Here is a 12888-nt window from a genome sequence, read left to right as displayed (position 1 = left end):
GTTAGTTCATAGAACTAACCTTTGTATGTATAAAACTTCCGAATTGCTTAATAAGTTAATAGTGTAATAGGGAATGTTCCCTGTTAAAAGGAGGAACACAATGGAATACGTAATTGAGATGAATAACATTACGAAAGTATTCCCAGGCATTGTAGCGAATGATGATATTACGCTGCAAGTAAAGCAGGGTGAGATACATGCTTTACTTGGAGAAAATGGTGCAGGGAAATCCACATTGATGAATGTACTATTTGGTTTGTACCAACCAGAGCAGGGTGAAATTAAAATTAAAGGTAAACCTGTAAAAATCACAAATCCGAATATAGCAAATGACCTTGGTATTGGAATGGTCCATCAACACTTTATGCTTGTTCATAATTTTACAGTTACAGAGAATATTATTCTCGGAAATGAACCGAAGAAAAAAGGGAAAATTGCTGTTGAGGAAGCTGCTAAAGAAATTCAAAAACTGTCTGAACAATACGGTTTATCTGTAGATCCATATGCGAAAATACAGGATATTTCAGTTGGTATGCAGCAGCGTGTTGAGATTTTGAAAACTCTTTACCGCGGTGCAGAAATTTTAATATTTGATGAACCAACAGCTGTGTTAACACCGCAAGAAATTCATGAGCTAATTCAAATTATGAAAAAGCTTGTGCAAGAAGGAAAATCTATTGTTCTTATTACACATAAGTTGAAAGAAATTATGGAAGTTTGCGATCGTTGTACGATTATTCGTAAAGGAAAAGGGATTGGAACGGTTGACGTTGCAAATACGGATGAAAATAAACTTGCAGAATTAATGGTCGGACGTCAAGTGAATTTTAAAACAGAAAAAATAGACGCGAAGCCAAAAGAAGAGGTACTTTCAATTGCAAACCTTGTTGTTCACGATGCACGTCAACTACCTGCTGTAAAAGGCCTTGACTTAACTGTTCGTGCGGGGGAAATTGTTGGGATTGCAGGGATTGATGGAAACGGACAAAGTGAATTAATAGAAGCAATTACTGGTTTACGAAAAGTTGAGTCAGGTTCTATTGCAATTAAAGGAAAAGAAATAACAAATTGGCCTGTTAGAAGAATAACAGAAGAAGGAATTGGTCATATTCCAGAAGATCGTCATAAACACGGACTCGTTCTTGATTTTTCTGTTAGAGATAATATAGTTCTGCAAACGTATTATAAAAATCCATTTTCAAAGAAAGGGATTTTAAATTTCAGCAAAATTACAGAAAAAGCAAAGGCTCTTATTGAACAGTTTGATGTGCGTACACCTAGTGAGCAAACGTTAGCACGCGCTCTATCTGGGGGGAATCAACAAAAAGCAATTATTGCACGTGAAGTAGACCGAAATCCAGATTTATTAATTGCGGCACAGCCAACACGTGGTTTAGATGTAGGAGCAATTGAATTTATTCATAAGAGATTAATAGAGCAAAGGGATAAAGGAAAAGGTGTATTACTTTTATCATTAGAATTAGATGAAATCTTAAATGTTAGCGATCGAATTGCTGTTATTTATGAAGGGGAAATTGTAGCAATAGTTGATGCGAAAGAAACGAATGAACAACAGCTTGGATTGTTAATGGCTGGAGGAACAAAGAAGGAGCAGGTGGGTACAAATGGCTAAAAAGCTTTTAACAGAACGAACGATAAATATTTTAGTCCCAGTACTATCCGTTATTTTCGGCTTACTTGTAGGAGCGATTGTAATGCTAGTTAGTGGCTATGATCCAATTGTTGGTTATAGTGCACTTTGGACAGGAATGTTCGGCAGCGCAAGTGCGATTGGTGAAACGCTTCGTACAATGATACCGCTTATTCTTGCTGGCTTATCGGTGGCGTTTGCATTTCGTACAGGTTTATTTAATATCGGGGTAGAGGGTCAATTGTTAGTTGGTTGGCTTGCAGCGGTTTGGTTCGGTTATGCAGTCTCACTACCAGCTTTCCTTCATATTCCATTATCTATTTTATTTGCAGCATTGGTGGGCGGAATTTGGGGCTTCATTCCGGGATATTTAAAAGGGAAGTTTCAAGTGAATGAAGTTATTGTAACTATTATGATGAACTATATCGCTTTGTATGTAACGTATGACATCATTAAGCGTTTCTTACATGCGGGTAATGACAAAACGTATGATATTAAAGAGAGTGCGTCACTATCTTCAGACTGGCTTGCTTCTATTACTGATGGTTCACGTCTACACTGGGGAATTATTGTAGCAATTTTAATCGCTATTTTAATGTGGTTCTTATTAGATCGAACAACTTTAGGTTACGAATTAAAGTCAGTAGGATTTAATCAGCATGCTTCTCAATATGCAGGTATGAAAGTTTCTCGTAATGTAGTATTCTCCATGACAATTGCTGGTGCATTTGCGGGGATTGGTGGAGCGATGGAAGGATTAGGGACATTCCAGAGTATGACAGCGATGTCTTCGTTTACAGGAGTAGGATTTGATGGGATTGCCGTAGCATTACTTGGAGGGAATAATCCGTTTGGTATAATCCTTTCAGCTTTATTATTTGGTGGTTTGAAAAGTGCTTCCCCTCAAATGAACTTTGAGGCAGATGTACCGTCAGAGCTTATTAATGTAATTATTGCATGTATCATCTTCTTTGTTGCATGTAGTTATGTGTTAAGATGGGCGCTTACACGCATGAGCAAGGAGGGGAAATAAATGAGCTTTTTAGATATATTAGCCATTCTTGTGACGGGTACGTTATATACATCGGCACCTATCATTTTCACAGCACTAGGTGGTGTATTTAGTGAACGATCGGGTGTTGTAAACATCGGATTAGAAGGACTAATGCTATTTGGTGCATTTATTGGAGTCGTTACAAACTTATTAATGGGTGATACTTGGGGAACGATGACTCCGTGGATTGCGTTACTATTTGCGGCAATTGGTAGTGGATTATTTGCATTACTTCATGCGGTAGCTTCTATTACATTCCGAGCAGATCAAGTTGTAAGTGGTGTAGCCATTAACTTCTTATCTCTTGGTTTAACAGTATTTGCAATTAAGAAGATTTTTGATAAAGGGCAGACTGACTTTATTCAGTATCGTATTGAAAAGATTGATATTCCAGGCCTTTCGGATATTCCGGTTTTAGGGAAAATATTTTTCTCGAACGTACCAATAACGTCATATATTGCCATTATTTTAGCATTCGTTGTTTGGTATGTTATTTATAAAACACCGTTCGGTCTTCGTCTACGTGCTGTTGGTGAACACCCAATGGCAGCGGATACGATGGGGATTAACGTATATAAAATGCGCTATATTGGAGTCTGTATTTCAGGAGTGTTTGCTGGAATTGGTGGAGCGATTTTTGCAATGTCAATTTCTAATAACTTCTCAGGGGCAACTATTACAGGACAAGGTTTCTTAGCTTTAGCTGCTATGATTTTTGGAAAGTGGAATCCACTAGGCGCACTAGGTGCAGCTCTATTCTTTGGTTTTGCGCAATCTCTAAGTGTAACGGGCGGAACAATCCCTGTATTAGATCAAATTCCAAGTGTTTTATTAACGATATTACCATATATATTCACAATATTAGCGCTTGTTGGTTTTGTAGGTCGTTCTGAAGCTCCGAAAGCTTTAGGAACTCCTTATGAAAAAGGAAAACGATAAGTATTTTATAAGTATAAAAAAGCTCGCACATTAGTGTGGGCTTTTTTACATAGAATATATTTAATACGGAATTTTACTATGTTCCTTACATATTAAAGTTTTTAGAAAGAATCATATGTAAGCATAATAAGGGAGAAAAGTTGATTTTTTATTTCTAAAAACTGTATATTGAAGAGGAATATTCCTATATACGTAAAGGAGGGCTATAAATGAAACTAATGGAACAACAACTACATGAGTTAGGTGGTTTGCGCGTACATATTATTCCGACTGATAAATATAAAACGAATACCTTTGTATTTCGTTTTAAAGCGCCTTTAAATGAGGAGACGGTGACAGAGCGTGCCCTATTGCCATACGTATTGCAAAGTGCGACAGAAAAATTACCTTCTGTAATTCGTCTTCGTCAATATTTAGAAGAATTATACGGATCTTCTTTAGCGGTAGATGTAAGTAAAAAAGGGGAAGACCATATTATCTCCATTTATGTAGACATTGCAAATGAAGTTTATTTACATGATGCACCACCGTTATTTGAAAAAGCGCTTTCTATGTTGTCAGATATTGTGTTACATCCAGCAACGGAGGGGAACGGTTTCCTATCTTCTATCGTAGAAAGTGAAAAAAGAGCACTGTTACAGAGAATTGAAGCTACTTATGATGATAAAATGCGTTATGCAAACGAGCGTTTAATTGAAGAAATGTGCAAAGTAGAACCGTATCGTTTAAGTGCAAATGGAAAAAAAGAGAGTGTTATGTCTATTACAAATGAAAGTTTGTATCAATATTATCAAAAGGTGTTAGCGGAAGATGAAATGGATCTATATATTATTGGTGATATTTCAGAAAACGCCGTTGATCTTGTAAGTAAGTATTTTTCTATTTCAACTCGTCCAGTGAGAGAAAGAAATGTACTCCTTCATAGACGAAATAATGAAGAAAAAGAAGTTGTTGAAAAACAAGAATTAAAACAAAGTAAATTACACATCGGTTATCGTACATTTGTCACATATAAAGATGAAGATTATTTTGCATTGCAATTGTTCAATGGATTGTTTGGTGGCTTTTCTCATTCGAAGTTATTCGTAAATGTGCGTGAAAAAAATAGTTTAGCGTACTATGCAGCATCGCGCTTTGAAAGTCATAAAGGTTTATTATTTGTTATGTCAGGAATCGAAGCGAAAAATTATGAAAAAGCAGTTGAGATTATTAAAGAACAAATGCTTGCGATGCAAAACGGAGAGTTTTCTGAAGAAGAAATACATCAAACAAAAAGTGTCATCCAAAATCAAATATTAGAGGCAATTGATACACCACGTGGCTTTGTAGAAATGCTATATCATGGTATTATTTCAGATCGTACACGTCCAGTTGAAGAATGGCTTACAGGTATAGAAAGTGTGACGAAAGAAGAAATTGTAAAAGTTGCTAAAAATATTGAACTAGACACAATTTACTTTTTACAAGGAACGGAGGGAGAGTAAATGGAGAAAATTGTTTATGAGCAATTAAAAGAAACACTCTATTATGAAAAACTTCCTAATGGATTAGATGTATATGTTTTACCGAAACAAGGATTTAATAAAACATTTGCGACGTTTACGACGAAATATGGTTCTGTAGATAATACATTTGTACCATTAGGGAAAGAAGAAATGATTCGTGTGCCTGATGGAATTGCACATTTTCTTGAGCATAAATTATTTGAAAAAGAAGATCACGATGCTTTCCAATTGTTTAGTAAACAAGGAGCATCGGCAAATGCTTTTACATCCTTTACACGAACAGCTTACCTTTTTTCATGTACTTCAAACGTAGAACAAAATTTAAATACATTGCTAAACTTCGTGCAAGAGCCTTATTTCTCTGAAAAAACGGTTGAAAAAGAGAAGGGGATAATTGGGCAAGAAATTCAAATGTATCAAGATAACCCAGATTGGCGTTTGTACTTCGGGTTAATTGATAGCTTGTTTGTAAAACACCCAATTAAAATTGATATTGCAGGGACAATCGAATCTATTAGTAAAATTACGAAAGATTTATTGTATGAATGTTATGAAACATTTTATCATCCGAGCAATATGTTATTATTTGTTGTGGGTGCAATTGATCCAGAGAAAACAATGGATTTAGTACGTGAAAATCAAGCGAAAAAAGATTATAAAAACCAGCCAGAAATTGTGCGTTCATTTGAAGAAGAACCAAATGAGGTAAATGAAAAGAAAAAAATTATTTCAATGCCTGTGCAAACACCGAAATGTTTAGTTGGTATTAAAGCGACTAATTTAAAGGAAAAGGGGCAAGCGCTTTTAAAACAAGAAATTGCGCTTACGTTACTCTTAGATTATTTATTTGGGAAAAGTTCTGTTCATTACGAAACTTTATATAATGAAGGGCTTATTGATGATTCATTCTCGTATGACTATACAGAAGAAAATAACTTCGGTTTTGCAATGGTTGGCGGTGATACGAAACAACCTGATGAATTGGCAAATCGTTTAAAAGATATTTTATTAAAAACAGATTATGATCAATTAGATGCGGCGGCATTAGAACGAGTGAAGAAAAAGAAAATTGGTGGTTTTTTACGCTCGTTGAATTCACCAGAATATATTGCAAATCAATTTACACGATACGCGTTTAATGAATCTAGCCTATTTGACGCATTGACTGTATTAGAAGGACTAACCGTTCAAGACTTACAAGAAGTAGCGAAATTATTGTTATCAGAAGACAAAATGAGTATTTGTCAGGTGTTACCGAAAAAATAAAATTAAAAAGATACCCTCATCTTATCATTGAAAAATTGTAAGATGAGGGTATTATTTAGTTATGTGAAAATTGAACTTGTAGAGATAAGAGAGGGACTTTATGAAAAAGTATGCGTTAGTAACTGGAGGGAGCGGAGGAATTGGCTCTGCTATTTCGAAACAATTAATTCAAGATGGATATACAGTTTATGTTCATTACAATAACAGTGAAGAAAAGGTATTGGAATTGCAGAAGGCATGGGGAGAAGTTATCCCTGTTCAAGCGAATTTAGCTTCTAGTGATGGAGCAGAGCAATTGTGGGGACAAATTGAACATCCTATTGATGTTATTGTATACGCAGCTGGGAAGAGTATTTTTGGACTAGTAACAGATGTAACAAACGATGAATTGGATTATATGGTAGAACTTCAAGTGAAGAACGTATATAAATTACTTTCTATGGCACTTCCGCCTATGATCGGGAGAAGAAGAGGTAATATTGTAATTGTTTCATCTATATGGGGACAAATAGGGGCTTCTTGTGAAGTGCTTTATTCAATGGTAAAAGGGGCACAAAATTCATATGTGAAAGCTTTAGCGAAAGAAGTTTCTTTAAGTGGATTACGTGTGAATGCAGTAGCACCAGGAGCAATTGAAACGGAAATGTTAAGTGTTTTTTCTGAAGAAGATAAAATGGGAATTGCTGAAGATATACCATTAGGTAGAATAGGATTACCAGAAGAAGTAGCGAAAACAGTTTCATTCCTCGTATCACCAGGAGCGTCTTACATAACTGGACAAATTATCGGAGTGAATGGCGGTTGGCACTGCTAAAAAATTCTTACATAAAAAATGAATAGTTGCACAAATTAAGGATGATTTTATTACTCAATAGTGAGGTGCTTAATTATGTCAGTATTAGATAATTTTGATCAGTGGAAGAGCTTTTTAGGAGAACGTTTAGAGCAAGCGCAAGACAAAGGTTTAGATGGCGGTGCGGTATCAGATATGGCGTTTCGTGTTGGCGACTATCTTGCTAATGAGGTAGAAGGACGCAATGACCAAGAGAAATTATTAGCTGAGCTTTGGAAAGTTGCTGATGAACAGGAGCAACATACAATTGCAAATTTAATGGTTAAGTTCGTACAACATAAGTAAAAGTAGAGAGGAGATTCTCCTCTCTACTTTTTTTGTATAATAATTACACAGGGTAGATTATACATTTAGCTTCCCTATTAAGGTGAAATCATATAATATAGTACGTAGGTGTAAAGTAAGCAAGGGGAGTGATCTTGGATGATTGAATGGTATTTTGAATATGAAATACATAAAAACCGACCTGGCTTGCTTGGTGACGTTTCTTCGTTAATCGGTATGCTCGGCATTAATATTGTCACAATTAATGGTGTAGATAATGCACGACGTGGGTTACTTCTTATGTGTGATAATCAAGAGCAAATCTCTAGACTTGAATCAATTTTAAATACGATGGATAACATAACGGTAACGAAATATCGTCCGCCCAAGCTAAGAGATAAGCTAGCGGTTAGACATGGTAGGTACATACAACGAGATGCAGATGATAAGAAAACATTTCGATTTGTGCGTGATGAATTAGGCTTACTTGTAGACTTTATGGCAGAAATTATGAAAAAAGAAGGCCATAAACTAATTGGGATACGCGGAATGCCTCGTGTCGGAAAAACAGAATCCATTGTTGCTGCAAGTGTTTGTGCAAATAAAAGGTGGTTATTTGTATCATCTACTCTTATTAAGCAAACTGTTCGTAGTCAATTAATTGAAGATGAGTATAGCGATGACAATATTTTCATCCTAGATGGAATTGTGTCAACGAAGCGTGCTAACGAAAGACATTGGCAGCTCGTTCGTGAAATTATGAGATTGCCTGCAACGAAAGTTGTGGAACATCCTGATGTATTTGTGAGTCAGTCAGAATACACATTGGATGATTTTGATTATATTATCGAGTTGCGTAACGATTATGATGAAGAAATTCAATATAATTTAGTAGATGAAATTGAGCAAGGTACGCAAAATAATTTCTCTATGTTTGACTTTTAAAGAAATATTGAGGTGTTAGTAGTGACGGAATTGGGACAAAAGCTGAAAGAAGCAAGAGAAGCGAAAGGCTTGTCTATTGATCAGCTGCATGAGATTACAAAAATTCAAAAACGCCATTTAGTGGCAATTGAAGAAGGCAATTATGATGTATTGCCAGGAGCTTTTTATGCGCGTGCATTCATTAAACAATACGCAGATGCGGTTGGATTAAATGGAGAGGAACTGCTCGTAGAACATCAGAGTACGATACCACAATCTGAAAAGCGTGAAGTTCCACAAGTATCAACGGGACAAAAAACACAAGAAACAATGCAAAAATCTTCATCATGGCCAATTGCAGATCACATGCCGAAAATCTTAGTTGCGCTGTTAGTAATCGCAGTTGGAGTGGTAATCTGGTTTGTGTTTCAAGCGTTAACTGGAAAAGATGATGAAAAAGTTCCGAGTGCTCAAAGTGAGAAAATTGAAGTTCAAAAAGCGAAAGATTCTCCGTTAGATACGAAGAAAGATGAAGTGAAAGCGGAAGAGCCAAAAAAAGAGGAACCAAAGAAAGAAGAACCAAAGAAAGAGGAGCAACCAGCACAACCAACTGGACAGCAAGAAGTGAAAGTAGTTGGAACAACTGGAAAGGTATCTACTTTGGAAATTCATAATAATAAAACATTAGAACTGGAATTATCGGGTAAAGGTGCGAGTTATGTAGATGTTAAAGATGATGCTGGGAATGTGATTCTAAACGCTACAGTACAAGAGGGCCAAATAGAAAAACGTGATGTATCAACATTAAAAGAAGTGCGACTTAATATTGGAAATGCAACGAATGTTGAAGTTAAACTGAATGGCCAAGTGGTCGCTTATCCATTGGATCCAGAAAAAGAACTTCACCAAAGATTGGTGATAAAAAACCAAGGGATAGAGCAACCTGCACAATAACAGTCATCGCTTCGATGACTTTTTTTCGATGAACAAATGTTTTTGATATGATGGAGGAATAGCTGTGAATTTACCAAATAAAATTACAATATCTAGAATCTTCTTAATTCCAATTTTTATGGTAATTATGTTAGCACCCTTTGATTGGGGTTCATACAAAATTGGTGATGTTGATTTACCGATTCAACATTTAGTGGGGGCACTTATCTTTATCATTGCTTCAGCTACAGATTGGATTGATGGACATTACGCAAGAAAATATAATCTTGTAACGAATTTAGGGAAGTTTCTTGACCCGTTAGCTGATAAATTACTTGTTTCGGCAGCACTTATTACATTGGTAGAGATGCAATATGTACCGGCTTGGATTGTTATTGTAATTATCAGTCGTGAGTTTGCGGTAACTGGTTTACGTCTTGTACTTGCTGGAACAGGGGAAGTAGTTGCAGCAAACCAGCTAGGAAAAATTAAGACATGGACACAAATTATTGCGATTGCAGCATATTTATTACACGATGTACCTTTAAATTTAATCCATATTCCAGTTGCGGATATCTTCATATGGATTGCATTAATCTTTACTGTTATTTCAGGATGGGATTATTTCTGGAAAAATAGAGCTGCTTTTGTAAACTCAAAATAGAAGTTTATGGGGGAATTGGGATGAATGCTGAGATTATTGCGGTTGGAACTGAATTATTACTTGGACAAATTGCAAATACAAATGCCCAGTTTTTATCTGAAAAGTTAGCTTCAATCGGAATTAACGTGTACTATCATACTGTTGTTGGTGATAATAATAAGCGATTGCAAAAGGCGATTGAAGCTGCGGAAGAACGTGCTGATATACTTATTTTTACAGGCGGATTAGGACCGACAAAAGATGATTTAACGAAAGAAACGATAGCTGCTAGTTTAGATGAAGAGCTTGTGTATGATGAAAAGGCATTAGCCTTAATAAGTAATTACTTTAAGCGTACAGGCCGTGAATTTACGGAGAATAATAAAAAGCAAGCGCTCGTTTTAAATGGAGCAACAGTATTTGCAAATGACCACGGTATGGCGCCGGGTATGGGGGTAAATAAGAACGGAAAAGTTTATATTTTATTACCAGGGCCGCCAAAAGAAATGAAACCAATGTATGTAAGTTACGTAGAGCCTTTTTTACGTAATTTTACAACAGGAGAAAACATTTATTCTCGTGTGCTTCGTTTCTTCGGCATTGGGGAGTCCCAATTAGAGGTGAAAGTTCAAGATTTAATTGATGGACAAACAAACCCAACAATTGCCCCGTTAGCAAATGATGGAGAAGTGACATTACGTTTAACCGCTAAGCATCAAAATGTTAGCGAAGCGGAGAAACTAATTCAACATGTGGAAGATTTGATTTTAGAAAGAGTAGGAGAATTTTTCTACGGATATGACCAAGAATTTTTGCATTATAAGGCAATCGAGTTATTGAAGAGAAAAGGGTTAACTTTAGCGTGTGCAGAAAGTTTAACAGGTGGTCTTTTTGGAAATCAAGTAACTGAAAACGCTGGTGTTTCTTCTGTGTTTAAAGGCGGTGTCATTTGTTATCATAATGATGTGAAGCAATATGTTTTACGTGTGCCTGAAGAAGTGTTGCATACTGATGGTGCAGTTAGTAAAGAATGTGCTCGTTATCTTGCTGAAAATGTTAAGGATGTACTAAAAGCGGATATTGGAATTAGTTTCACTGGGGTAGCAGGGCCAGATGCTTCAGAACAGAAAGAACCAGGAACAGTATTTGTTGGGCTTTCGATTAAGGATGAACCAACTGTAGTCTTTCCTCTTAATTTAAGCGGAAGTCGTCAACAAATTAGAGAACGAACAGCAAAATATGGATTTTATCATTTATATAAAAAGCTAGAAGAGATATAAGTTTCTTCTAGTTTTTTTACGGTTAAATTTAGATATTATTTGATAGAAAATAAAAAAATCGAATAAATGTTCGATTTTTGTTGGCAAATTGAATTGAAAATAGGTATAATAAGATTAGCAATTCAGTTAAGGAGGAATTTTGAATGAGTGATCGTCAAGCAGCGTTAGATATGGCGTTAAAACAAATAGAGAAGCAATTCGGTAAAGGTTCAATTATGAAATTAGGAGAACAAGCGGAGCGTAGAGTTTCTACGGTTTCTAGTGGTTCTTTAGCACTTGATGTGGCACTAGGGGTAGGCGGATATCCACGTGGCCGTATTATCGAAATTTACGGACCTGAAAGTTCAGGTAAAACGACAGTTTCATTACATGCAATTGCAGAAGTACAACGTCAAGGTGGACAAGCAGCATTCATCGATGCGGAGCACGCAATGGATCCTGTATATGCACAAAAATTAGGCGTTAACATAGATGAATTACTATTATCACAGCCTGATACAGGGGAGCAAGGATTAGAAATCGCGGAAGCACTTGTACGAAGTGGTGCGGTTGACATTATCGTAATTGACTCTGTAGCAGCTCTTGTACCGAAAGCAGAGATTGAAGGCGACATGGGTGACTCACACGTAGGTTTACAAGCGCGTTTAATGTCACAAGCACTTCGTAAGCTTTCAGGAGCAATCAACAAATCAAAAACAATTGCAATCTTTATTAACCAAATTCGTGAAAAAGTTGGGGTTATGTTCGGAAACCCAGAAACAACTCCAGGTGGTCGTGCGTTGAAATTCTATTCAACTGTTCGTCTTGAAGTGCGTCGTGCGGAGCAATTAAAGCAAGGTAACGACATCGTTGGTAATAAAACAAAAGTAAAAGTAGTGAAAAATAAAGTAGCACCACCATTCCGTGTTGCTGAAGTTGATATTATGTACGGAGAAGGTATTTCAAGAGAAGGTGAAATCTTGGATATGGCTTCTGAGCTTGATATCGTTCAAAAGAGCGGTGCTTGGTATTCTTATAATGAAGAACGCCTAGGACAAGGTCGTGAAAATTCGAAGCAGTTCTTAAAAGAAAATACAGATTTAAGAGAAGAAATTGCTTTCTTTATTCGTGAGCATCACGGAATTAGTGAAGATTCTGGTGCTGAGGGCGCAGAAGATTCAACTCTTCTTGATTAAAAAAATAAAAGACACGGCCTCGTGTCTTTTATTTTTTTATCTACTATTAAGGAGCATAATACTATAGATAAAAAATATTTTTTTACTTCAAATGCGTTGTGTAAAGAGGGATATATAAATATTTTTAAGTAAAAGAAATGGGAATTACTAAGGTTTTCCAGTATAGTAGGCTCCTTACTTTTAAAATTTAGGTCACATTCAAGGCTGAAGGCAAAGAAAGTAAAAGTAGACAACGCTTGACAATGAAAATTACGATAGATACAATGAGAATGTATATTTTTTCTTATATACAATATACTCTTCTCAAGAAGAGAAGTAATATTCGGAGTAAGGTTTAAATCTTACCGAAATAATAATATGACATTTTAATTGTGAAATGAAGAAAGTCCCTTAAAAAAGCG

12 protein-coding genes are annotated in these 12888 nt (G+C 36.0%); all 12 read left to right on the top strand.

The features are described 5' to 3' along the window. The first annotated feature begins 100 nt into the window (after nt 1-100). The 12 genes from BLT20_RS19425 to recA all read left to right on the top strand — a co-directional run bounded on the left by BLT20_RS19425 (nt 101) and on the right by recA (nt 12487). A complete protein-coding gene (locus tag BLT20_RS19425; RefSeq protein ID WP_000456914.1) occupies nt 101-1633 on the top strand; it encodes an ABC transporter ATP-binding protein in 1533 nt (510 codons plus the stop codon). Then, nucleotides 1626-2684 (top strand): ABC transporter permease, encoded by a 1059-nt coding sequence (locus tag BLT20_RS19420; protein WP_001085254.1) that lies wholly within the window; start codon nt 1626-1628, stop codon nt 2682-2684. Before BLT20_RS19425 ends, BLT20_RS19420 begins: the two co-directional genes overlap by 8 nt. Then, on the top strand, nt 2685-3644 hold the full coding sequence (locus BLT20_RS19415; protein WP_000008856.1) for an ABC transporter permease: 960 nt from the start codon (nt 2685-2687) through the stop codon (nt 3642-3644). It begins immediately after the preceding gene. A gap of 209 nt (nt 3645-3853) precedes the next feature. Then, entirely contained in the window at nt 3854-5128 is a 1275-nt protein-coding gene (yfmF, locus tag BLT20_RS19410; protein ID WP_000772418.1) for an EF-P 5-aminopentanol modification-associated protein YfmF, read from the top strand. Next, nucleotides 5129-6415, top strand: coding sequence for an EF-P 5-aminopentanol modification-associated protein YfmH (gene yfmH, locus BLT20_RS19405; protein WP_000411976.1), 1287 nt, complete (start codon nt 5129-5131; stop codon nt 6413-6415). It abuts the gene before it with no gap. Between the two features lie 100 nt (nt 6416-6515). Next, nucleotides 6516-7229 carry an elongation factor P 5-aminopentanone reductase gene (gene ymfI, locus BLT20_RS19400; RefSeq protein ID WP_000759603.1) on the top strand — a complete coding sequence of 238 codons (714 nt, stop codon included), beginning with the start codon at nt 6516-6518 and terminating at the stop codon, nt 7227-7229. A gap of 75 nt (nt 7230-7304) precedes the next feature. After that, nucleotides 7305-7553 (top strand): DUF3243 domain-containing protein, encoded by a 249-nt coding sequence (locus BLT20_RS19395; RefSeq protein WP_000114450.1) that lies wholly within the window; start codon nt 7305-7307, stop codon nt 7551-7553. A gap of 138 nt (nt 7554-7691) precedes the next feature. Continuing rightward, complete coding sequence (locus BLT20_RS19390; RefSeq protein ID WP_000574107.1) at nt 7692-8477, top strand: DUF3388 domain-containing protein; 786 nt, start codon at nt 7692-7694, stop codon at nt 8475-8477. A gap of 21 nt (nt 8478-8498) precedes the next feature. After that, nucleotides 8499-9410 (top strand): helix-turn-helix domain-containing protein, encoded by a 912-nt coding sequence (locus BLT20_RS19385; protein ID WP_000137461.1) that lies wholly within the window; start codon nt 8499-8501, stop codon nt 9408-9410. Between the two features lie 64 nt (nt 9411-9474). Beyond that, complete coding sequence (gene pgsA / locus BLT20_RS19380) at nt 9475-10053, top strand: CDP-diacylglycerol--glycerol-3-phosphate 3-phosphatidyltransferase (protein ID WP_001052967.1); 579 nt, start codon at nt 9475-9477, stop codon at nt 10051-10053. A 20-nt stretch (nt 10054-10073) separates the two neighbouring features. Then, nucleotides 10074-11312: a competence/damage-inducible protein CinA gene (gene cinA / locus BLT20_RS19375; protein WP_000990690.1), complete on the top strand. Its 1239-nt coding sequence runs from the start codon at nt 10074-10076 to the stop codon at nt 11310-11312. A 143-nt stretch (nt 11313-11455) separates the two neighbouring features. Further along, the gene (gene recA / locus BLT20_RS19370) at nt 11456-12487 is read left to right on the top strand and encodes a recombinase RecA (RefSeq protein WP_001283860.1); all 1032 of its coding nucleotides are present in this window, start codon (nt 11456-11458) and stop codon (nt 12485-12487) included. The last annotated feature ends 401 nt before the right edge of the window (nt 12488-12888 follow it).

Source organism: Bacillus sp. cl96 (assembly GCF_900100505.1).
Taxonomy (GTDB): domain Bacteria; phylum Bacillota; class Bacilli; order Bacillales; family Bacillaceae_G; genus Bacillus_A; species Bacillus_A cereus.
The sequence above is the reverse complement of the archived record's forward strand: the minus strand, read 5'-3'. Positions and strand labels throughout refer to the sequence as shown.

Excerpts from the sequence above, each read along its gene's own strand:
- yfmF (WP_000772418.1), top strand. The coding sequence starts at position 3,854 with ATGAAACTAATGGAACAACAACTACATGAGTTAGGTGGTTTGCGCGTA.
- BLT20_RS19425 (WP_000456914.1), top strand. The coding sequence starts at position 101 with ATGGAATACGTAATTGAGATGAATAACATTACGAAAGTATTCCCAGGC.
- recA (WP_001283860.1), top strand. The coding sequence starts at position 11,456 with ATGAGTGATCGTCAAGCAGCGTTAGATATGGCGTTAAAACAAATAGAG.
- BLT20_RS19420 (WP_001085254.1), top strand. The coding sequence starts at position 1,626 with ATGGCTAAAAAGCTTTTAACAGAACGAACGATAAATATTTTAGTCCCA.
- cinA (WP_000990690.1), top strand. The coding sequence starts at position 10,074 with ATGAATGCTGAGATTATTGCGGTTGGAACTGAATTATTACTTGGACAA.
- BLT20_RS19415 (WP_000008856.1), top strand. The coding sequence starts at position 2,685 with ATGAGCTTTTTAGATATATTAGCCATTCTTGTGACGGGTACGTTATAT.
- ymfI (WP_000759603.1), top strand. The coding sequence starts at position 6,516 with ATGAAAAAGTATGCGTTAGTAACTGGAGGGAGCGGAGGAATTGGCTCT.
- yfmH (WP_000411976.1), top strand. The coding sequence starts at position 5,129 with ATGGAGAAAATTGTTTATGAGCAATTAAAAGAAACACTCTATTATGAA.
- BLT20_RS19395 (WP_000114450.1), top strand. The coding sequence starts at position 7,305 with ATGTCAGTATTAGATAATTTTGATCAGTGGAAGAGCTTTTTAGGAGAA.
- BLT20_RS19390 (WP_000574107.1), top strand. The coding sequence starts at position 7,692 with ATGATTGAATGGTATTTTGAATATGAAATACATAAAAACCGACCTGGC.